This window comes from Profundibacter sp., assembly GCF_056498605.1.
The window spans coordinates 24,342-44,741 of sequence record NZ_JBSMEZ010000024.1 but is presented as its reverse complement, the minus strand read 5'-3'; the positions used below and the strand labels follow the sequence as shown (position 1 = coordinate 44,741).

Sequence of the window (20,400 nt, the reverse complement as noted above, 5' to 3'; positions counted from 1 at the left end):
AAGGGGCGGATGAAAACCACCGGCAAATTGGGCGATGTGATGAAGGAAAGCATTGATGCGGCGAGCAGTTATGTGCGCTCGATCAGCCCTGAAATCGGGGTCAAACCGCCAGTGTTCGAGAAAATCGACATCCACGTTCACGTACCCGAAGGCGCAACGCCAAAGGACGGGCCGAGTGCCGGTGTGGGGATGGTGACATCTATCGTGTCAGTGCTGACGGGCATCGCTGTAAAGAAAGACATCGCCATGACCGGCGAGGTGACCCTGCGCGGTAATGTTCTGCCCATTGGTGGTTTGAAGGAAAAACTGCTGGCCGCGTTGCGAGGTGGCATTAAAACCGTGCTGATCCCGGCCGAAAATGAAAAGGATCTGGTCGAAATCCCTGACAATGTGAAAGAGGGGCTGACGATCATTCCCGTCGCGCATGTGTCCGAGGTGCTAAAGTATGCTTTGGTACGCGCGCCCGAACCTGTGGAATGGGATGAGGCAGCCGAAGAAGCGGCCGCTGCCAAAGCGGCGCTGGCGGCCAAGGCAGGGGATGCGGGCGCTACGGCGCACTGATCCGAACCAATATCGAAATTAAAAAGGGCGCCCGTTTGAGGCGCCCTTTCTGCATGGTATTTGTTGTTGGGACTTAGTCGACGACTGTCATTTCCAGACCCAGCATGTCGTAGTTAACGGCGTAGTAACCACCGGGCATAGTCACCACGGCTTCGGGTGTATGTGTCAGCACGTCCTGCGCCATGACGCCTTGATACATAGTGGGCAGGCCGATGTAGCGGAAATGATAAAGAGGAAGACCGCTGTCTGACATACCAACCTGTGTAATGTCGGCCTTCAGGCGCGCGTCACTGACCGCCGGAACAGGATCACTACCACCGCCAGATACAGCCGCGGCTAAAAGGACCAGCAAAAGGATCGGAATTAACAACCCTCCGCCACTACTGGTGGTTTCCTAGGCAACCACTTCTGGCTCCATTGTCGGCTCGATTAAGTTGCCCGCGAATGCCGCTTGTGCTGTCAGGCCGCAAATTAATGCGCCTGCGATGATTGTATTTCTCATCTTTTATTACTCCCTTGTTTATTGCTACAAATATACACTTACATACCATATGTAGTATTGACTTGGCGTCAACCATTACCAGTACCCTGCTTTAGTCATGTGTTTTCGCCATCACACTACAGAGGTGGCATAATTTGCCATAAGGCGTTATGTTGTTTCCAATCCGGAAACAAAAGGTAGATTGAGCAATGGCAACCACGATCAAGAAAAAGACACCCACGACAGGCAAAAAAACAATCACGGCCCGTGTGGCCCCCAAGGTCATGAAGAAAGCCACCGTGGCAAAGCCAACACCAACACCAGCGGCCAAACCCGCGACTGACGTACCTGTGCTGCGCAAGAAAGAGTTGATCGAGCGGGTCGTGGCACGTTCCGGGATAAAAAAGAAAGATGCCAAGCCTACCGTCGAGGCGATGCTTGCAGTCCTTGGCGAGGCGCTGAGCAATGGCGAAGAGCTGAACCTGCAGCCATTGGGGAAAATAATGATCAACCGTGTGATCGACAAACCAAACGCTACTGTGATCGTCGCCAAGGTGCGCCGTCGCAAGGAAAATGCTGGCAGCACTGTCGTTAAAAACGCCCCGAGTTCCTGATTTTCAGAGGCAGATACCTAAAATAATGAACGCATCGCAAAAGTGGTGCGTTTTTTACCTAATAGGGCTTGCGCGTCCCATGCAAACCGCGTTATGACGCGGCTCGGCAAGGGTGATTAGCTCAGTTGGTAGAGCGCTTCGTTTACACCGAAGATGTCGGGAGTTCGAGCCTCTCATCACCCACCATTTCCCTTATTTTGATGCGAGCGTCAGATGGCAGATAAATACCCCGAAATATTTGTACTGCGGCATGGGCAAACCGAATGGAATCTTGCGGGGCGATTCCAGGGGCGTATGAATTCCGAATTGACGGCCAAAGGGCGGGTGCAGGCAGGTGTGCAAGGTGAATTGTTGGCTGATGTAACCAAAGGGCGCAGTGACATTGTCGCCCATTGCAGCCCCCAGAAGCGGGCGATACATACAGCGCAGATCGCGCTTGCTCCATTGGGGATGATGGCCACACAAGACCAGCGTTTGTGCGAGATATCTTTTGGAGCGTGGGAAGGGCTGACTTTTGAGCAGATTTCCACGGGATGGTCCGAGCACGTCAAACATGCCGATACGACCGAATTTGATTGGCAGTTCCAATCCCCAGGCGGTGAAAGTTTTGATGTTATGCGGGCGCGGATCAAAGGGTTTTTGGCATCACTAAAGGGGCCAGGCATTATTGTCACCCACGGGATTACATCACGTATTCTGCGCGGGATTTGGCTGGGCCATGTTGGGAATGAAATAGCGGGTTTAGGAGGCGGGCAGGGCTGTGTTTACCACCTGCGCGACGGGCAGCAGGTGCTGTTGGAAGGTTAAGCGGTGGTTGCGGGCAAAGTATTTTCGTAAAACCCGCCGGAACGGCTTGACGCCTATCGCCCATAGCCCTAGAACGCCCAAACAGATCGCCGCTTGGTGGTTTGTTAAAGTGCGCGGTTGTAGCTCAGTTGGTTAGAGTACCGGCCTGTCACGCCGGGGGTCGCGGGTTCGAGTCCCGTCAACCGCGCCACTTATCCCCTTAGTGATGAAAGAGGCCGCATGTCATTTCTCGACAAAATTCCGATGCAGATGACAGTGATCATGGCCATATTTCTGGGGCTGTCGCCATTTGTGCCAGAACCACATCTGTTTGAAAAACTGCGGATGTTGATGGATGGGACGTTGGTAAAACCGATTGATATTGTCGATCTGCTGTTTCACGGCACCCCATCGGTGATATTGGTCGCCAAATTGCTGCGCCTGCGCAGTGGTGCTGGGAAAGGTTAAGCCATGTGGGGCATGCTGGAACAACTGCCGCTGTCTTATGCGGTGATCGCGGCGGCCACGCTGGGGCTAGCGCCGTTCGTGCCCGAGCCGCATATCTGGGAAAAGATCAAGATGATCAAGGCGGGCACGTTGAAGCGCCCGATTGATGTGTTTGATCTTGTATTGCACGCAGCGCCGTTTGTGGTGCTGGTCGCTAAACTGGTGCAGGTCGCTATCAGCTAGGCGCAAGGCAAATATTTTGAAAATATTTGGGTAAAATCCTTTCAAAGGATTTTGAGCGCTACTTGGCCAGCGCCGCCAATATCCGTGCCCAGCTGCGTGTGCCTTTATGAAAACTCTCCATATCGTATTTTTCATTCGGCGAATGGATCGCGTCATCATCGCGGCCAAACCCGATCAGCATGGCGTCCATATCCAGAATATCCTTGAAAAACCCTGCAATCGGGATTGATCCACCGCACCCAACATAGGACCCAGGGCGGGGCCATTCATCCGTCAATGCCTGTCGGGATTTCTCGAACGCTGGATTGTCGGTGGACATTTGCGAAGCGGGCGCGCCACGGCTTGGGGTGAATTCGGCGGTGAAATCATCCGGTAGATGAGCGTTGATATATTTGACAAAGCTTCCGTGGATTTTGTCGGGGTCTTGGGTGCCAACCAGCCGGAAGCTGACTTTGGCGTGGGCCTCGGCTGGCAGCACGGTTTTGAACCCGTCACCGGTGTAGCCTCCCCAGATCCCGTTCACCTCGGCGGTGGGGCGCGACCAGATCATTTCCAGCGGGGTGCGATCCATTTCGCCGGCGGGCACCGACAGTCCCACGTCGCTCAGATAGGTGCCATGATCAAAGGCAAGGCTCTGCCACTGGCTGCGCATTTCATCGGACAGTTCCGGCACATCGTCATAGAACCCCTCTAGCGTGATGCGCCCTGTTTCGTCGTGCAAACCGGCGATAATGTTCGACAGCACATGGATCGGGTTGCCAGCCAGCCCGCCATACATACCCGAATGCAGATCACGCGCCGCGCCTTTGATGCTGAATTCTTCCGTTATCATGCCGCGCAACTGGGTGGTGATGGCGGGCACAGCACTTTCAAACAGGCCAGTGTCACAGATCATAGCGATGTCGGCGGTCAATTCGTCCGCATTTTCACGCATGAAGGGCACCAATGAGGGCGAGCCGGATTCCTCTTCGCCTTCAAAAAAGATCGAGACCTTGATCGGCAGCTTGCCATGCACCTGAACCCAGGCGCGGCAAGCCTCGACAAAGGTCATCAACTGGCCTTTGTCGTCGGACGATCCGCGCCCGCGAATAACCACGCCTTTGTCGGTTTCCTCTAACGCCGGTTCAAACGGCGGAGTGTCCCACAGATCAAGCGGGTCCACCGGCTGCACATCGTAATGGCCGTAAAACATAACATGCGTGCCCCCGTCTGCATGGCCCCCGTCTGCATGGGCCATGACCATCGGATGGCCTGTGGTTTTGCGTTTGCTTGCGTCAAAGCCGATGGTTTTCAGATCATTGACCAGCCAATCCGCGGCACGGTCGCAATCCGCGGCAAATTCGGGGTCAGTGGAAATCGACGGAATGCGCAACAGGTCAAGCAGCCGTTCGGTCGCCTCTGGCAGGTTTTCGTCAATTTTGGCAAGGACAGCGTCTAGGGTCATTGGAAGGCTCCGGCAAATGTGAATCAGCCGGAGCGTATCAGGCGTGCACGCCATGTCCAGAGAGGCTGGTCAGGGTGCGGGATACGAGCTAACATTAGCCCAACCATTCTGGAGGGAAATATGGGTAGGATTCTGGCGGGCCTGAGTGTGGCCGTAATTTTGGGTGCTGGCGCGGTCGCGGCAGAGCCGATTGATACAAAAACGGCAAAGAAACTGTTGTTCAAGCCGAACAAAGTTGAAATCGAAATATTACCGCAAAGTTTTTTAAACGACGGGGAGCGCGCGGCGCTTCGATTGAATCTGCTGGATCAGAAATTTCAGTATTATGGTGCCTTTGCGGTATCACCTGCCAATGGGGCGGCGTCTTTGGGTGATATCAAGGGTGCGATGGGGGCGATTAACCACCACAGTCTGGATGCAGCCCGCGCCGCGGCCCTTGCTGGCTGTAACGCCGAGCGCAATGGCGGGGGGGAATGTGTGATTATCGGTTTGGTGCGCCCAGCAGGCTGGAGTGAAACAGGGTTCCAACTGAGTTCAGATGCGACATTGGCATTCCGCAAGAAATACCGCGGGGGCGGCGGCCCCAAGGCATTCGCCATATCACCAAAAACGGGTGAATACGCATTTGCCAAAGGGGATGATGCAGACCAGACCGCATTGGCCAGCTGCAACGCGGTTGCCAAGCCAAAAGGGGCGAGTGATTGCGAAATTGTGATCCAGAACTAAAGATTACCTGCAGCGTCAATTTGTAACCTATTCCAAAGAATATTTGGGCGATAATGTGTAGGCATTCTACAATCGGGCGCGATTCTACGGTGCCTGAAAAGGGAGCCTAACATTGAATTATTCTGTCAAACTCGATGAAAGCCTGCAACGTTTGCATGATGAGGGGCGCTATCGCACCTTTATTGACATTGAGCGGCGCAAAGGTGCCTTTCCGCACGCGATCTGGCGCCGTCCTGATGGGACGGAGCAACCGATTACGGTTTGGTGTGGCAATGATTATCTGGGCATGGGCCAGCACCCGCATGTGCTTGAAGCGATGCACGAAGCATTGGATGCCACCGGTGCGGGGTCTGGCGGCACGCGTAATATTTCCGGCACCACGGTATATCACAAACAGCTAGAGGCCGAGTTGGCCGATCTGCACCAAAAAGAGGCGGCGCTGATATTCACCTCGGCCTATCTCGCCAATGACGCCACGCTTTCAACGCTGCCACGGCTGTTCCCAGGGCTGGTGATTCTTTCGGATGAATTGAATCACGCGTCAATGATCCAGGGCATACGCAACGGGCGCGGTGACAAGAAAATCTGGCGCCATAATGACATGGCACACTTGCGTGAATTGCTTGAGGCGCTGGACCCCGATCAGCCGCGCGTGATAGCCTTTGAATCGATCTATTCGATGGATGGTGATTTTGGCCCGATTAAGGAAGTGCTTGATCTGGCTGATGAATTCAACGCGCTGACCTATATTGACGAGGTCCACGCCGTGGGCATGTATGGCCCGCATGGCGCTGGTGTTGCCGAACGTGACGGGTTGATGGACCGGATCGACATTATCAACGGCACCCTTGGCAAAGCATACGGTGTGATGGGTGGCTATATCGCCACCTCCGCCAAAATGGCGGATGCGATCCGATCATATGCGCCAGGTTTTATTTTCACCACCAGTCTGCCGCCTGCGGTTGCGGCGGGGGCGGCGGCATCCGTGAAACATCTAAAGACCGATCCGCATTTGCGCGCGTTGCAGCAAACACAGGCACGTATTCTGAAGGACCGCCTTAAGGCGCTTGGCCTGCCGATCATTGACCACGGCACCCACATCGTTCCAGTGCATGTCGGTGATCCGGTGAAATGTAAGATGTTATCGGACCGGTTGCTGGAAGATCATGGGATTTACGCCCAGCCAATCAATTTCCCGACCGTGCCACGCGGCACTGAACGGTTGCGGTTTACCCCGTCACCAGTGCATGGACCCGAGGAGATAGACAAGCTGGTGGGGGCGTTAGACGAGCTGTGGTCGCAATGTGCGCTAAATCGCGCCGAACTAACTGGTTAGTCTTTGTAAACGTGCATAATTGGTTGTTCTGTGCTACGTTATCCGTAATAGATCGGCGCATATCGAATCGCCGACTATTTTGGGGATGATTGCGTGACGACGGAGCAGGGTAAATGATCAGGCGGATTTTCTCGTCTAAAGAGGCTGAAGACGACGCGCCGAGCGGTTTCGACGCCTATGATCTGCGCCTTGGTGACGTGATGCGCGGCGAGCGTGCAACGCTTGGAAAATCCCTGCTGGATGTGCAACGCGAATTGAAAATCAAGGCGACCTATATTGCTGCGATTGAAAATGCAGACCCGACCGCCTTTGGCTCCCCCAGTTTTATTGCAGGATATGTGCGTTCATACGCTCGCTATCTGGGGTTGGAACCGGAATGGGCTTATCAGGAATTCTGTAAAGAAAGCGATTACGAAACGGCGCATGGTATGTCGGCCGAGGCTTCTAGCACGGCAGCGGTCAAGCCCGCGCGCCAAAAACGTGAAAACCGTGATCCGCTTGCGGATCCGAACGCGGCGTTTGTGCCGCAAAAAGAACCGATGTTTGCCAATATCGAGGCTGGTGCAATCGGCTCGGTGCTGGTTCTGGTCGCGTTGATTGGTGGCATTGGCTATGGTGGCTGGTCGGTGTTGCAAGAGGTGCAGCGAGTGCAATTCGCACCGGTTGAACAATCGCCTGGTGTGACCGATACGGTTGATCCGTTGGCCGCGAGCGAAGATGTGATTGCCGCTGTTGACCAATCCACGGGGTTTGTTGCCCCGACCCCCGATGCGCTTGACCGTTTGTATCGCCCACAGGCGCTGGACGTGCCGGTGATGGTGGCGCGTGACGGGCCTATTTCGGCGCTGAACCCGCAGAATTTTGGCACCCTTGCCCCCGACGATAACCTAAACGGCGATGACCTGCGCCGTGTGATGGCCGGTCTGGATGCACCAGACCTGTCGCCCGATCCAACCTTGATCAAGGTGGTCGCGGACGGTGTGCCCGAAGTTTCGATATTTGCTGTGCGCCCTGCGTGGGTGCGGATCAAATCGGCGGACGGCACTGTGATCTTTGAAAAAGTCATGGATGCAGGCGAAAAATTTGTTTTGCCCAAAACCGAAGAACCACCAACGCTGCGCACGGGTTATGCCGGCACGGTATATTTTGCGGTGAACGGGCAAACCTACGGGCCTGCCGGTGAAGGGGCGTCTGTCGTCAGCAAAATCGCCTTGGGCCAGGACGAGATCAAGGCAACCTATGCTTTGGCGGATCTGACTGCCAGCGAAGAGCTGGCCAGCGTCGTTGCGGCCCTTTCGGTTGCCCCTGTGGCCCAAACGCCCGAAGAATAATCCCGCATCAGACATTGCCTGTTATTACCTGCGTGATTATCTATCCCTAGACACATGTTGAAACTGGCCAAGAAGGCTGATCGATAATGCATAACCCAATCCGTCCATGGCGCGATATTTACCGCCGTAAATCGCGTAAAATCCATGTCGGCACTGTGCCCGTCGGGGGCGATGCGCCGATTGCGGTGCAGACGATGACCAATACACTGACATCGGATGCTGGCGCGACCATTAAACAAGTGCTGGCTTGTGCCGAGGCGGGGGCAGACATCGTTCGGGTATCCGTGCCGGATGTTGCCTCGTCTGCCGCACTAAAGGAAATCGTAACCGAGAGCCCCGTACCGATCGTGGCCGACATCCATTTCCACTATAAACGCGCGATTGAGGCCGCCGAGGCCGGGGCGGCCTGTTTGCGGATCAACCCGGGCAATATTGGCAAGCCTGAGCGGGTGCGCGATGTGATTCAGGCGGCCAAGGATCACGGTTGTTCCATCCGTATTGGCGTAAATGCCGGATCACTGGAAAAGCACCTGCTGGATAAATACGGCGAGCCATGCCCTGACGCGATGGTTGAAAGCGGTCTGGAACATATCAAAATCCTGCAAGACAATGATTTCCACGAATTCAAGATATCGGTCAAAGCGTCCGATGTGTTCATGACCGCCGCCGCCTATCAACAACTGGCAGACGCCACAGACGCGCCGATTCATCTGGGGGTGACCGAGGCAGGCGGGCTGGTTTCAGGCACGATCAAATCGGCCATCGGGCTGGGGAACCTGCTGTGGATGGGCATTGGCGACACCATTCGCGTGTCCCTGTCGGCGGATCCGGTGGAAGAGGTCAAAGTCGGCTTTGAAATCCTGAAATCACTGGGGTTGCGCCATCGCGGTGTGAACATCATTTCCTGCCCGTCCTGTGCGCGGCAAGGGTTTGATGTGATCAAGGTGGTGGACACGCTGGAACGTCGTCTGGAACACATCAAAACCCCGATGAGCCTGAGCATCATCGGCTGTGTGGTCAACGGGCCGGGCGAGGCATTGATGACCGATGTCGGGTTCACCGGTGGCGGGGCTGGCAGCGGTATGGTGTATCTGGCAGGCGCGCAGAGCCATAAACTAAGCAATGACGAGATGATCGAACATATCGTTCAACAGGTTGAAGAACGTGCCGTGGTCATTGATGCTAAACTGGCAGAAGAAGAGGTGGCAGGTGGCTGATATTGCAGGAAAAATCTCTGCAATGGGTTTGCTTCTACCACCCGAACCAGTGATGCCTGAGGGCGTTGTTTTACCATTCCCGCCCGTTCTGGTGCGGGGCAATCTGGTGTTTGTCTCGGGCCACGGCCCACAAAACAGCGACGGAACATTGGCAGGGCCGTTCGGGCAGGTCGGTGTGGATGTAACTGTCGATGAGGGCTACGTTTTGGCGCGAAAAACAGGGCTGTCGATCCTTGGCTCTCTGGAACGCGAGCTGGGTGATCTGGACCGCATAACCGCATGGTGCAGCATATTCGGCATGGTGAATTGCGCTGCCGGATTTGGCCAGCAACCGGCGGTGATCAACGGCTTTACCGATCTGGTTATTGAGGTGTTTGGCAAAGAGGTCGGCGCCCATACGCGGTCAGCCGTGGGCATGGTGTCATTGCCGTTTGCGATAGCCGTCGAAATTCAGGCAGAACTGTTGATCGACGGCTAAAGCATGTGTTTGGCCGCTATTCGTTGCGGGCTGTTTCGACCATATCGCGCATGGCATCCAGTGGCACATAGCCCCGCACCATTTGGCCATCCAGAATAAACGTCGGAGTGCCGGAAATCTGCAACCTTTGACCAAGCGCGCGATTGGCTTGAATGGCTTGGGTCACTTCGGTGCTTTCCATCTTTTCCAGCAGGGCTGCGGCGTCCAGATCAAACTCTTTGGCCATATTGGCCAAGGCATCGCTGCTGGGGGCGCCACGCAGCTCCATCAGGGCGGCGCTGACCTTTTCATAGGCGCCGGGGCCAGCGACCATCAACGTGGCCAATGCAAATTTGGCAGTGGTCAGGGATTCCGGCCCGAGGATTGGAAATTCTTTGTATATCAGGCGGATATTGCCATCTGATGCGACCAGTTCGGTGACTTCGGGGTGGGCGCGTTTACAATAAGGGCAGCGATAATCGGAAAATTCGACGATGGTGATGTCGCCGTCAGGATTGCCGCCGACATAGGACACGCCATCATTGTAGATTTCATCGTTGTTTGCCAACAATAGGGCAGCATCGTTGTTCTCGGCCTCTGCGGCTTGGCGGCCTTCCAACACAGCGATGGCTTCTAGCAATACCTCGGGGTTTTCCATCAGATAGGCGCGCACTTCGGCGCGAAACACGTCACGCTCGGTGTCGGTCATAGTAATGATGTCGGTGGCATAGGCCGGATTGACGAAAGTCAGGGCGGTAAGTGTTGCCGCGAGAATAAGGCGTTTCATATCTGAAGTTATCTCCGTTGTTGCACTGCTTTTGCAGCTCTTAGCACATCTTGTGCCCTGTTCCAGCCAGCAGAGCCACGCGGCAAAAGGCCCGCGGCGCGTTTGGCATGGATTGCGGCATCTTTCAGACGGCCTTGTAGCGCATATCGTTCGGCGGTGGCTAGGGATGCCATGCCGTTATTGCCGGATTTTGCATAAGCCACGGCCAGATCGCGCATCATGCGGGCATCTTGCGGATCACGGGCGCGGGCCTTTTTCAGCACCGATAACGCCTTTTTGATGCTGGGTCCGGTGTTCTGGGCCAACAACGCGCGGCCATATCCGGCAAGGATCAGGGCCTCGTTCGGGGCCAGATTGACGGCCCTGGCATAGGCCGCAGCTGCGGCTTTGGCTTGACGGGATTCCAGCAGGATTTGCCCTTTTAGTTCATGTGCATATGGATCATTGGGGCGGGCGGCAATCAGCGCGTTTACTTCGCGCAGCGCCTTTTTCGCGTTAGGGATACGATGATAGGCGATAGCCCGCATCATCATGCTCACATCGTTAAATCCGGTTTTTTTGGCTTCACGCAGGCTCCAGCGTGAGTTGCGCAAAAAAGCACCCAGTTTGCCACGGGTGCGGGCATACCAATAGGCCGAGTTCGGATCGGGTTTGCCTTGTGGCGCATAGGCGGCGGCATAGCCCTTGATCGCGCGAAGGCGCTCGCGTGACAATGGGTGGGTCAGCGCATATGGGTCGCGGCGCGCGGCTGACAGGGCTTCTTGGCCGCGAAAAATATTCAGCACGTCAACCATCGCCTGCGGATCAATCCCCGCCCGCGCCATATAGCGCGCGCCGGACTGGTCAGCCGATACTTCTTCGCCACGGGTATGGGCCAGAAAAACCCGCTGTGCGGCGCCTGCAGCGCCAAGGGCGAGACCCGCACCTGCTTGCGAATTGCCAGAGGCGGCAGCGGCGATGCCGGACAGTAAAATCCCCAGACCGGCGGCAGTTTTGGCCGACCGCATGTTGGCCAGACGCCGCGAGATATGACCATTGGCGATATGGGCGGCCTCGTGCGCGATCACCGCTTGCAATTCTTGCGGGGTTTTTAGTTTCAGGATCAGGCCCGAATGGATGAACATGTGGTTGTTGTCGATCACAAAGGCATTCAGCGATGAATCATTGATCACCAGAATTTTGATCCGCCCCGCATTCAGCCCTGCTGCGGTGAAAATCGGGCGGGCCAGTTTGCGTAGGGCAAATTCGATTTCAGCATCACGGATCAGGCTTTGGGCGCGGGCAGGCGTCATCAGCACGCCAGTGGCCGCGACCCAGAACAGCGCGAGTGTCAGAATACGTTTGATAAGGATGACTGCCATTGACCTTCATTCATTGTCTTGGGACAAAGCTGTTAAGTTTTGGGCCCGTAAATTGGGCGCAGTTTGAGAGGGTTGGATGAAAACATCAAGTCGAAGCGTGGTTGATCCCTTTATCGTGATGGATGTGATGGAATCGGCGCGTGCTGCGGAAGAGGCGGGGCGCCACATTATCCATATGGAAGTAGGCCAGCCGGGGACGGCGGCACCTGCGGGTGCGCGTGCGGCATTGGCGGCGGCAATGCAGGATCAGGCGATGGGGTATACCGTGGCGCTGGGGTTGCCGGAACTGCGGGCGCGGATCGCGTTTCTATATAGGGACTGGTATGGCATCACGCTTGATCCGGCGCGGGTGATTGTAACGCCGGGATCATCGGGCGCGTTCATTCTGGCGTTCACCACGCTGTTCGATGCAGGTGCGCGGGTTGGGCTGGGTGAACCTGGCTATCCGTCGTATCGCCAGATCCTATCGGCATTGGATCTTGCACCTGTTGGTATCCAGACCTCGGCGCAAAACCGCTTGCAGCCGGTGGCGTCGGATCTGAAAGGACTAAAACTTGATGGGTTGATTTGCGCCTCACCGGCGAATCCTTCGGGCACGATGCTGGACCGAGGCGCGATGGAAGGATTGATCGGGGCCTGTGCGGATCAGGGCATCAGCTTTATTTCAGACGAAATTTATCACGGTATTCAATATGAAGGCCGTGCGGTATCGGCGCTAGAGGTCAGCGACGATGTCTATGTGATCAATTCATTTTCCAAATATTTTTCGATGACCGGCTGGCGGGCCGGCTGGATGATTGTGCCTGATGATCATGTGCGGGTGATCGAGCGGTTGGCGCAAAATATGTTTATCTGCCCCTCGCACGCCTCGCAAATTGTGGCGCTGGCGGCGATGGAATGCGGCGACGAGCTGGAGGCGAATATGGTGGTTTACGCTGAGAACCGCCGCCTGATGCTGGAAGGGTTGCCCAAAGCAGGGTTTGACAAAATCGCGCCGCCGGACGGGGCGTTTTACATCTATGCGGATGTGTCCGACATCACGACTGACAGCCGCGCATTCGCCGCTGAAATACTGGAGCAGGCTGGGGTTGCGGTGACGCCGGGGCTGGATTTTGACCATATCCGCGGGGCGGGTACGTTACGGTTTTCCTATGCGCGGGCGACGGTGGATATTGTGGAAGGACTGGCGCGGTTGCAGGTGTTTATGCAGGAACGGCCCAAGCCCAAGGAATAAAGATGGGGAAGGTTGTTTCCGAATTGAGAGGGGCGCGTTATAGTCTTGGGAAAACGGGCACTTTGAATATGGGCAATATGATACGGGTATTTCTGCTGACGATCCTTGCAATGTGCGGGGGCGCGGTTCAGGCGCAAAACCTGTCGGCACTGGCGCGACTGGATGCAACCCGTTCGTTCATTCGGGATCAGGGGTGTTGCGGGCTGTCGATTGATCTGCATTTGTCACAAGCGGTGCCGTATCGCGTGTTCACACTGGATGAACCCATGCGGTTGGTCGTGGATTTTCGCGAGGTGGACTGGGGCGGGATTTCGTCCGAGACATTGCTGGAAGGCCAGAACAACGCAAGCGGGGTTCGGTTTGGCCTGTATCGCCCGGGTTGGTCGCGCATGGTGGTTGACCTGAAGGGGCCGATGGCGGTGCAGACGGCGGGGATGGTAACCGACCCGTCCGAGGGCGAGGCCACGGTGCAATTGCGTTTGATCCCATCGTCACAGGCCGAATTTTCAGCCACTTCGGGTGCCCCCGCCAGCGCAATGTGGGGCGAGCCGAGAGTTGCAGATGTGCCGGAACTGATAAAACGGCGCACCGGCGAGGGGCCACTGGTGGTGGTGCTGGACCCCGGGCATGGCGGAATTGATCCGGGGGCCGAAACCGGCGGGGAAAGTGAAGCGCAACTGATGTTGACCTTTGCGCGTGAACTAAAAGAGGTTTTAACGCGAGCAGGCGGGTTTACGGTGGTGATGACTCGCAGCGAGGATGTTTTTGTGCCGCTGGAAACCCGCGTCAGCATTGCGCGAAGGGCGGGGGCGGATGTGTTTATATCGCTACATGCAGACGCATTAAGCGAGGGCCGCGCATCGGGGGCAACGGTATACACCTTGTCGGAAACCGCATCGGACGAGGCATCGGCCAAGTTGGCCGAGCGCCACGAGCGCAGTGACTTGCTGGCGGGGGTCGATCTGTCTGGGCAGGACGATGTGATCGCAGGTGTGCTGATGGATCTGGCGCGGTTGGAAACCGCACCTAGGGCGGACAAGTTGGCAGACCAACTGGTGATTGATATTCGTGAGGCGGTGGGCAAGATGCACAAGCGGCCGCGCCAAAAGGCAGGATTTTCTGTTCTAAAAGCGCCGGATATCCCCTCCGTTTTGATCGAGCTTGGCTTTTTGTCCAGCGCAGATGATCTGGAAAACCTTTCGTCGCCTGTCTGGCGCGGCTGGGCGGCGGACGGGATTCGGGCGGCACTGGCGGCTTGGGCGATTACAGATGCCGCCGAGGCACAACTTTTGCGACAATGACGTGGATTTAGTGATAAAACTGGCGTGTTTGTGCTGATTAATGCGGATCACGTTTTGACCCTAGGGGGCAGCGCCCCTATATACTGTTGGAACCCTTTGGCTGGAGAGCGCAATTGATCCGAACCACACTATCCTTTTTCGGCGCGATATTTAGCTGGTTGACCATTGCCGCTTTTATGGGGGCACTGACGCTGGGCGCTGTTTTCTGGATGTATAGCCGTGATTTACCCAGCCACGAGTCGCTGGCGCAATATACCCCGCCAACGATCAGCCGGATTTATTCAAGCGAGGGGCGGATCATTGACGAATTTGCCAAGGAACGCCGCCTGTTCGCTCCGATTGAGGATGTGCCTGATCTGGTAAAACAGGCGTTCATTTCGGCCGAGGACAAAAATTTTTACAACCACAAGGGCTATGACGTTCTGGGCATTGTCAAAGCGGCAATCGATGCGGCGCGGGGCGGGCGTTTACGCGGGGCCTCGACCATCACCCAGCAGGTGATGAAAAACTTTTTGCTAAGCTCGGACAGGTCTGCCGAACGCAAGGTCAAGGAATTGATTCTTGCCTCGCGTCTGGAACAGACCCTGAGCAAAGAAAAAATCCTTGAGCTGTATCTGAACGAGATTTTTTTGGGGCAAAACAGTTTTGGCGTCGCGGCTGCGGCACAAACCTATTTCAACAAAACGCTGGATCAGTTGAAGCCCGAAGAAGTGGCGTATCTGGCAGTTTTGCCCAAAGCGCCTTCACGCTATCACCCTGTGCGCCAGCATGACCGTGCTGTGGCGCGGCGCAATTTCGTGCTAAAGGAAATGTTTGAAAACGGCTATCTGACCAAGGATGCCTATGAAACCGCCCGTGATGCGCCACTGTTGACGGTGCAAAATGGCGACTTTGACAGTTTCAAAAAGGCCCTGCCACCGCGCGATTATTTCACCGACGAAATCCGTCGCCAGCTGACCAAGGATTTTGGCGAGGGCGAGTTTTTCTCGGGCGGGTTAAGTATCCGCGCGACGATTGACCCCGAGATGCAAATTGAGGCCGCCAAAGCGATGCGGAGTGGGTTGGAGAAATATGACCGCAATCAGGGTGTTTGGCGCGGCACAGGCCAGACATTGCCACCCGAGGCATTGGTGGACGAGGCAACATGGCGGGCTGCATTGGCCGATTTGCGCATTGCCCGTGATGTGTTTCTAGAGAGCCAATGGCATCCGGCGGTGGTGCTAGAAGTGACAAAGAATGGCGCACGTGTTGGCATCGAAGCTGTCGAGACCAAGGAGGGCGGTAACTGGGTGCCCGCCAAAGATATGGGCTGGGCCCGCAAGCGTCTGGAAAACGGCAAGCTGGGACCAAAAGGTAAACTGCTGGAAGTGGGCGATGTGGTGCATATCCGTGCGATGGTGACGGATAGCGATGGTAGTTTCATCCGTTGGACCCTGCGCCAGATCCCTGAAATTCAGGGCGGGTTTATGGCGATGGATGTGAACTCGGGCCGTATCATCGCCATGCAAGGCGGGTTTTCCTATCAACATTCGGTGTTTAACCGTGCAACTCAAGCGCTGCGCCAGCCCGGCTCGAATTTCAAGCCGATCGTCTATGCGGCGGCGCTGGACAGTGGCTATACCCCTGCGACAATTGTCGTCGATGCGCCGATTGAGTTTTCCACCGGCCGCGGCATTTGGCGGCCGACGAACGCGTCGAACCGGTTTTACGGACCAACGCCGTTGCGCACCGGGATCGAGCAATCGAGAAACATTATGACGGTGCGTCTGGCCAGCGAAATTGGCATGGATGTGGTGGCGGAATATGCCGAGAAATTTGGCCTGTATGAGCGGATGGACCAGTTTTTATCTGGTGCGTTGGGCGCACAGGAAACTACCTTGATGAAGGTTGTAACTGCCTATGCGATGATCGCCAATGGAGGTGAGCGGGTCCAGCCAACGCTGGTTGACCGTGTGCAGGATCGGTACGGTAATACCATCTATCGGCGCGATCAGCGGGTGTGTGACGACTGCCAACTGGCAACTTTGCCCGCCGGACAGTCACCGGAGATCCAATCGGACCGCGAACGGGTGATTGATGCGATCACCGCCTATCAGATTCGATCGATGATGCAGGGCGTGGTCCAACGAGGCACGGCCAAAGGTCGGGTCAATCTGGGTGTACCAGTCGCGGGCAAAACAGGGACTACGAATGATGCCAAAGATGTGTGGTTCACTGGTTTCACCTCGAACATCGTTGCGGGCTGTTACATGGGGTTTGATACACCGCGCTCATTGGGGCGCGGGGCCTTTGGTGGGTCGATGTGTGCACCCGTGTTCAACCAGTTCATGAAACAAGCCACCCGCAAATATGGCGGCGGTAAATTCGCGGTGCCACCAGGGGGCCATTTCATCAAGATCGACCGCTATACCGGCGCCCGCCTGTCGGATGATGCATCCGGACCCAACGTGGTGGCCGAATACTTCCGCGATGGCGAAGACCCGATATTCGGCATTACCTTTGATGGTGGCTTTGCGATGGGGGCAAACCTGCCTTTGTTCAAAGAGGCCGAGACAACCACCACAGTGACCACATCGAGCGGCGAGACGATCAATCTGGGCGGCAAGGCCAGTTTCGGGTCTCTGTCATCGGGCGGACTGTATTAAGCCTGCGCCTGACCTCTATTGTAACCAAACTATATTTTTATTACCCTCTAAGTCATTAAAGAGTTGATTTGGAATCGGGGACGTAAATGGGATTATTTGCACTTATTTTTATGACATCGCTTGGACTTGGAGCGCTTGCTTTCAATCTTTTTGACGATGATGATGACAATGATGTCCCCCCCGAAGAAGAGAATACCCAAAATGGCACCGATGGTGATGATGTCCTTACTGGCAGCGTGGTGGATGACATCCTTAACGGTGGAGCCGGTGATGATACCCTGCGCGGTCGTGCCGGCGATGACACGCTGAACGGCGATGCGGGCGAAGACGTGCTTCATGGCTGGATCGGCAATGATATCCTGCGCGGTGGCGACGGGGACGACGGTTTATACGGCGGCGATGATGATGATACCTTGTATGGTGGTTCCGGGAGGGATCAATTGGAAGGTGGGGCTGGCGACGATGTGCTTTATGGCGGTGCTGATGAGGACCTTCTTATTGGTGGGGATGGCAACGATGAGCTTCACGGTGGTTCCGGTGATGATACGCTGGTTGGCGGCACAGGAGAGAACATTCTATATGGCGATGAAGGTAATGACGGCCTCACCTCGGATAGTGGCAACAGTCGCCTTTATGGCGGAGCCGGAAATGATATGTTTTTTGTTTCAGGCGGTAACAACCTCGTAGAAGGCGGCGATGGTAATGACTCGATCTTCGGACGGGACAGTCACAACGATGAGCTTCATGGGGGCGATGGTGATGATTACATCCTGGGCTCGGCAGATAGTGTGCTTTATGGTGGTGCGGGCAATGATCAGCTTGAGACCGGCTACAATGATGAATATGGCGACTTCATTCCTTTTGTCGGTGAATTATATGGCGGTGCTGGTGACGATGTTTTGCGTGGCAGCGGCTTGCTTGATGGTGGTGACGGCAATGATACTTTGATTGGGCCTGCGAATGCTACTGCCGAGACGACCCTGACGGGCGGGGCCGGCGTTGACACATTTGCCGTTGGTTACGGGTTTCATCCAGATGCCCCTAGCAATACGCTCGACTATGGCTATGAGGCCGTGACGATTACCGATTTCGATCCGGCGACCGAGGTTTTACAGGTCACTGTGGCGACCGATACAATCGATCAGACCCTGCTTACGACCGAAACACACGGCGATGACCTTTGGGTGGTTTTGGTTGACACTAGCGGTCAGGAATTTGTTGCGGCAGTAATAGAAGGTGTCAGCGGGGATAGTATTGCGGATGGTAGTATCATCTTGCAGCCCCAACTTACGTTTTAGCAACCGCACCAACCCTTGCCCCTGACCTGTGCGATTGCTATCAGGCGAGGTGAATAACCGTCATCAGGGGCAGGGACCATGCGCGCAGAAATTGAAAACACCGTTGCCGCGATTGATAAATCGCTCGGCCTGTTGCGCCAGCGGATGGATTGGGACACCGCCAAACACCGGCTGGAGGAATTTGACGCGCGGGTCGAGGACCCGACCCTGTGGGATGATCCCACCAAGGCACAAAAACTGATGCGGGACCGGCAAGCGCTGCTGGATGCGATCAAGACCTATGAGGATATCAGCCAAGAGATGTCTGACAACGTCGAGATGATCGAATTGGGCGAGATGGAGGATGATCAGGAGGTCATCACCGAGGCCGAGAATGCGTTGATCAAACTGGCCAAGCTGGCCGCGCAAAAAGAACTGGAAGCGTTGCTGAATGGCGAGGCGGATGGCAATGACACGTTCCTCGAGATCAATTCGGGCGCTGGCGGCACCGAAAGCTGTGACTGGGCCAACATGCTGGCGCGCATGTATGTGCGGTGGGCCGAGAAGAAGGGCTATAAGGTCGAGCTGCAAAGCGAGACTGCGGGCGAGGAGGCGGGGATAAAATCGGCCGCCTACAAGATCAGCGGCCCCAACGCCTATGGCTGGCTGAAATCCGAAAGTGGTGTGCACCGGCTGGTGCGGATTTCACCGTTTGATTCAGCCGCTAAACGGCACACCTCGTTTTCATCCGTCTGGGTTTATCCGGTGGTTGATGACAACATCGAAATCGAAGTGAACCCCGCCGATATCCGCATTGATACCTACCGGTCCTCAGGCGCTGGTGGGCAGCACGTTAACACCACGGATTCCGCTGTGCGTATCACTCACTTGCCCACCAATATCGTGGTGACTTCGTCGCAGAAATCCCAGCACCAGAACCGTGATATCGCCATGAAGGCATTGAAATCGCGGCTCTACCAGATCGAGTTGGACAAGCGCAACGAGGCGATCAACGAGGCGCATGAAAATAAGGGTGACGCGGGCTGGGGCAACCAGATACGCAGCTATGTTTTGCAACCCTACCAGATGGTTAAGGACTTGCGGACCAATTACGAGACCTCCGACACCCAAGGGGTGCTGAACGGTGATCTGGACGCGTTCATGGCCGCCACACTGGCAATGGATGTCGCCGGAAAATCCCGCGCCGAGGCGCAGGGCGACGACTGACCTTACGCGGTGGTTATCGTCGGATAATAGATTTCCCTTGCCGAAAGCACATTTCACCCATTAGCCTTTGATGTTCGAATGGGAGAAATAAGAATGACAGCAACACAAGAATTGGCACCATCAAAGGTACCAGAAATAAATACCGTTACAGTTTCAATGCTTAAACAGGCAATTCAGGCGGGGTGGAGCGATTTCATGGCCTACCCGTTATTTGGCCTGTTCTTTGGCGGGGTCTATTTTTTGGGCGGAGTTTTGATCTGGTATGTGACCCGCGTGACCGGCAATGCCTATTGGATCATGATCCTTGGCTTTGGCTTTCCGTTGATCGGGCCGTTTCTGGCCGTGGGTCTGTATGAAATCAGCCGCTGCCGCGAACGGGGTGAAAAACCAACCTGGGCTTGTCTGTTGGGCATGGCGTACCGGCAAAAGAACCGCCAGTTCCCGTCAATCATCGTGGTAATCGTGTTTATCTTTATGATCTGGACCTTTGCAGGCCATATGATTTTCGCCGTGTTTATGGGCCTGTCGACAATGACCAATATATCCTCTTCGTTTGATGTGTTCCTCACGGCAAACGGGATGACCATGTTGGCTGTCGGGTCTGTTGTCGGGGCGATATTGGCTGGGTTGATCTACGCGATCACCGTCATGGGGCTGCCGCTGCTGCTGGACCGCGAGCTGGATTTCGTCACCGCGATGATCGTCAGTTTCCAGACCGTGCTGCAAAATCTGCCTGTTATGGTGCTGTGGGGGCTGATCATTGCTGTGACGCTGGCCATTGCGATGCTGCCGCTTTTTCTGGGGCTGCTGGTTATGTTGCCGGTGCTTGGGCATGCGTCATGGCATCTTTACCGGATGGCGCTTAGCCCTGAAGCATAACCCGTATGACAAAAAAAACGGGCGCCAGCATAGCAGCGGCACCCGT

Annotated in this window: 20 protein-coding genes and 2 tRNA genes; 18 read left to right on the top strand and 4 right to left on the bottom strand. The window is 55.7% G+C overall.

What is annotated here, in order from left to right:
- The coding region (locus ACWB12_RS02730) for a S16 family serine protease (protein ID WP_479528527.1) at positions 1 to 561 on the top strand (561 nt) is incomplete at its 5' end.
- 73 nt (positions 562 to 634) lie between these two features.
- On the opposite strand, the gene ACWB12_RS02725 is transcribed toward ACWB12_RS02730, so the two are convergent.
- Entirely contained in the window at positions 635 to 913 is a 279-nt protein-coding gene (locus ACWB12_RS02725) for a tail fiber domain-containing protein (RefSeq protein WP_479528526.1), read from the bottom strand.
- A gap of 338 nt (positions 914 to 1,251) precedes the next feature.
- On the opposite strand from ACWB12_RS02725, the gene ACWB12_RS02720 reads away from it, so the two are divergent.
- The 6 genes from ACWB12_RS02720 (at position 1,252) to ACWB12_RS02695 (ending at position 3,132) form a co-directional block, all read left to right on the top strand.
- The gene (locus ACWB12_RS02720; RefSeq protein ID WP_479528525.1) at positions 1,252 to 1,656 is read left to right on the top strand and encodes an HU family DNA-binding protein; all 405 of its coding nucleotides are present in this window, start codon (positions 1,252 to 1,254) and stop codon (positions 1,654 to 1,656) included.
- Between the two features lie 110 nt (positions 1,657 to 1,766).
- Positions 1,767 to 1,842: transfer RNA gene (locus ACWB12_RS02715), tRNA-Val, on the top strand.
- A 27-nt stretch (positions 1,843 to 1,869) separates the two neighbouring features.
- Complete coding sequence (locus ACWB12_RS02710; protein WP_479528524.1) at positions 1,870 to 2,463, top strand: histidine phosphatase family protein; 594 nt, start codon at positions 1,870 to 1,872, stop codon at positions 2,461 to 2,463.
- 113 nt (positions 2,464 to 2,576) lie between these two features.
- A tRNA-Asp gene (locus ACWB12_RS02705) sits at positions 2,577 to 2,653 on the top strand.
- Between the two features lie 29 nt (positions 2,654 to 2,682).
- Complete coding sequence (locus tag ACWB12_RS02700; protein WP_479528523.1) at positions 2,683 to 2,910, top strand: RND transporter; 228 nt, start codon at positions 2,683 to 2,685, stop codon at positions 2,908 to 2,910.
- A 12-nt stretch (positions 2,911 to 2,922) separates the two neighbouring features.
- Positions 2,923 to 3,132 (top strand): RND transporter, encoded by a 210-nt coding sequence (locus ACWB12_RS02695; RefSeq protein ID WP_479528522.1) that lies wholly within the window; start codon positions 2,923 to 2,925, stop codon positions 3,130 to 3,132.
- A gap of 58 nt (positions 3,133 to 3,190) precedes the next feature.
- On the opposite strand, the gene ACWB12_RS02690 is transcribed toward ACWB12_RS02695, so the two are convergent.
- Positions 3,191 to 4,576 (bottom strand): dipeptidase, encoded by a 1,386-nt coding sequence (locus ACWB12_RS02690; RefSeq protein ID WP_479528521.1) that lies wholly within the window; start codon positions 4,574 to 4,576, stop codon positions 3,191 to 3,193.
- Positions 4,577 to 4,696: 120 nt separating this feature from the next.
- On the opposite strand from ACWB12_RS02690, the gene ACWB12_RS02685 reads away from it, so the two are divergent.
- From ACWB12_RS02685 to ACWB12_RS02665, 5 genes are all read left to right on the top strand, one after another.
- Positions 4,697 to 5,302, top strand: coding sequence for a 5-aminolevulic acid synthase (locus ACWB12_RS02685; RefSeq protein ID WP_479528520.1), 606 nt, complete (start codon positions 4,697 to 4,699; stop codon positions 5,300 to 5,302).
- 112 nt (positions 5,303 to 5,414) lie between these two features.
- Positions 5,415 to 6,638 carry a 5-aminolevulinate synthase gene (gene hemA, locus ACWB12_RS02680; protein ID WP_479528519.1) on the top strand — a complete coding sequence of 408 codons (1,224 nt, stop codon included), beginning with the start codon at positions 5,415 to 5,417 and terminating at the stop codon, positions 6,636 to 6,638.
- A gap of 113 nt (positions 6,639 to 6,751) precedes the next feature.
- Complete coding sequence (locus ACWB12_RS02675) at positions 6,752 to 7,969, top strand: helix-turn-helix domain-containing protein (protein WP_479528518.1); 1,218 nt, start codon at positions 6,752 to 6,754, stop codon at positions 7,967 to 7,969.
- Positions 7,970 to 8,055: 86 nt separating this feature from the next.
- Positions 8,056 to 9,186, top strand: a complete 1,131-nt coding sequence (gene ispG, locus ACWB12_RS02670; protein ID WP_479528517.1) for a flavodoxin-dependent (E)-4-hydroxy-3-methylbut-2-enyl-diphosphate synthase — start codon at positions 8,056 to 8,058, stop codon at positions 9,184 to 9,186.
- 22 nt (positions 9,187 to 9,208) lie between these two features.
- The gene (locus ACWB12_RS02665; protein ID WP_479528516.1) at positions 9,209 to 9,664 is read left to right on the top strand and encodes a RidA family protein; all 456 of its coding nucleotides are present in this window, start codon (positions 9,209 to 9,211) and stop codon (positions 9,662 to 9,664) included.
- Between the two features lie 16 nt (positions 9,665 to 9,680).
- Here the strand turns inward: ACWB12_RS02665 and ACWB12_RS02660 are convergent, their stop codons facing one another.
- On the bottom strand, positions 9,681 to 10,430 hold the full coding sequence (locus ACWB12_RS02660) for a DsbA family protein (RefSeq protein ID WP_479528515.1): 750 nt from the start codon (positions 10,428 to 10,430) through the stop codon (positions 9,681 to 9,683).
- Between the two features lie 8 nt (positions 10,431 to 10,438).
- Entirely contained in the window at positions 10,439 to 11,791 is a 1,353-nt protein-coding gene (locus ACWB12_RS02655) for a M48 family metalloprotease (RefSeq protein WP_479528514.1), read from the bottom strand.
- A 76-nt stretch (positions 11,792 to 11,867) separates the two neighbouring features.
- Here ACWB12_RS02655 and ACWB12_RS02650 point away from each other — a divergent pair, with 76 nt between their 5' ends.
- The 6 genes from ACWB12_RS02650 to ACWB12_RS02625 all read left to right on the top strand — a co-directional run bounded on the left by ACWB12_RS02650 (position 11,868) and on the right by ACWB12_RS02625 (position 20,354).
- Positions 11,868 to 13,025: an aminotransferase class I/II-fold pyridoxal phosphate-dependent enzyme gene (locus tag ACWB12_RS02650; RefSeq protein WP_479528513.1), complete on the top strand. Its 1,158-nt coding sequence runs from the start codon at positions 11,868 to 11,870 to the stop codon at positions 13,023 to 13,025.
- Positions 13,026 to 13,102: 77 nt separating this feature from the next.
- The gene (locus ACWB12_RS02645; RefSeq protein ID WP_479528512.1) at positions 13,103 to 14,326 is read left to right on the top strand and encodes an N-acetylmuramoyl-L-alanine amidase; all 1,224 of its coding nucleotides are present in this window, start codon (positions 13,103 to 13,105) and stop codon (positions 14,324 to 14,326) included.
- 113 nt (positions 14,327 to 14,439) lie between these two features.
- Complete coding sequence (locus ACWB12_RS02640) at positions 14,440 to 16,971, top strand: penicillin-binding protein 1A (RefSeq protein ID WP_479528511.1); 2,532 nt, start codon at positions 14,440 to 14,442, stop codon at positions 16,969 to 16,971.
- An 86-nt stretch (positions 16,972 to 17,057) separates the two neighbouring features.
- Positions 17,058 to 18,269 carry a calcium-binding protein gene (locus ACWB12_RS02635; protein ID WP_479528510.1) on the top strand — a complete coding sequence of 404 codons (1,212 nt, stop codon included), beginning with the start codon at positions 17,058 to 17,060 and terminating at the stop codon, positions 18,267 to 18,269.
- A gap of 78 nt (positions 18,270 to 18,347) precedes the next feature.
- Positions 18,348 to 19,475, top strand: a complete 1,128-nt coding sequence (prfB, locus tag ACWB12_RS02630; protein ID WP_479528509.1) for a peptide chain release factor 2 — start codon at positions 18,348 to 18,350, stop codon at positions 19,473 to 19,475.
- A gap of 93 nt (positions 19,476 to 19,568) precedes the next feature.
- The gene (locus ACWB12_RS02625; protein WP_479528508.1) at positions 19,569 to 20,354 is read left to right on the top strand and encodes a DUF2189 domain-containing protein; all 786 of its coding nucleotides are present in this window, start codon (positions 19,569 to 19,571) and stop codon (positions 20,352 to 20,354) included.
- The last annotated feature ends 46 nt before the right edge of the window (positions 20,355 to 20,400 follow it).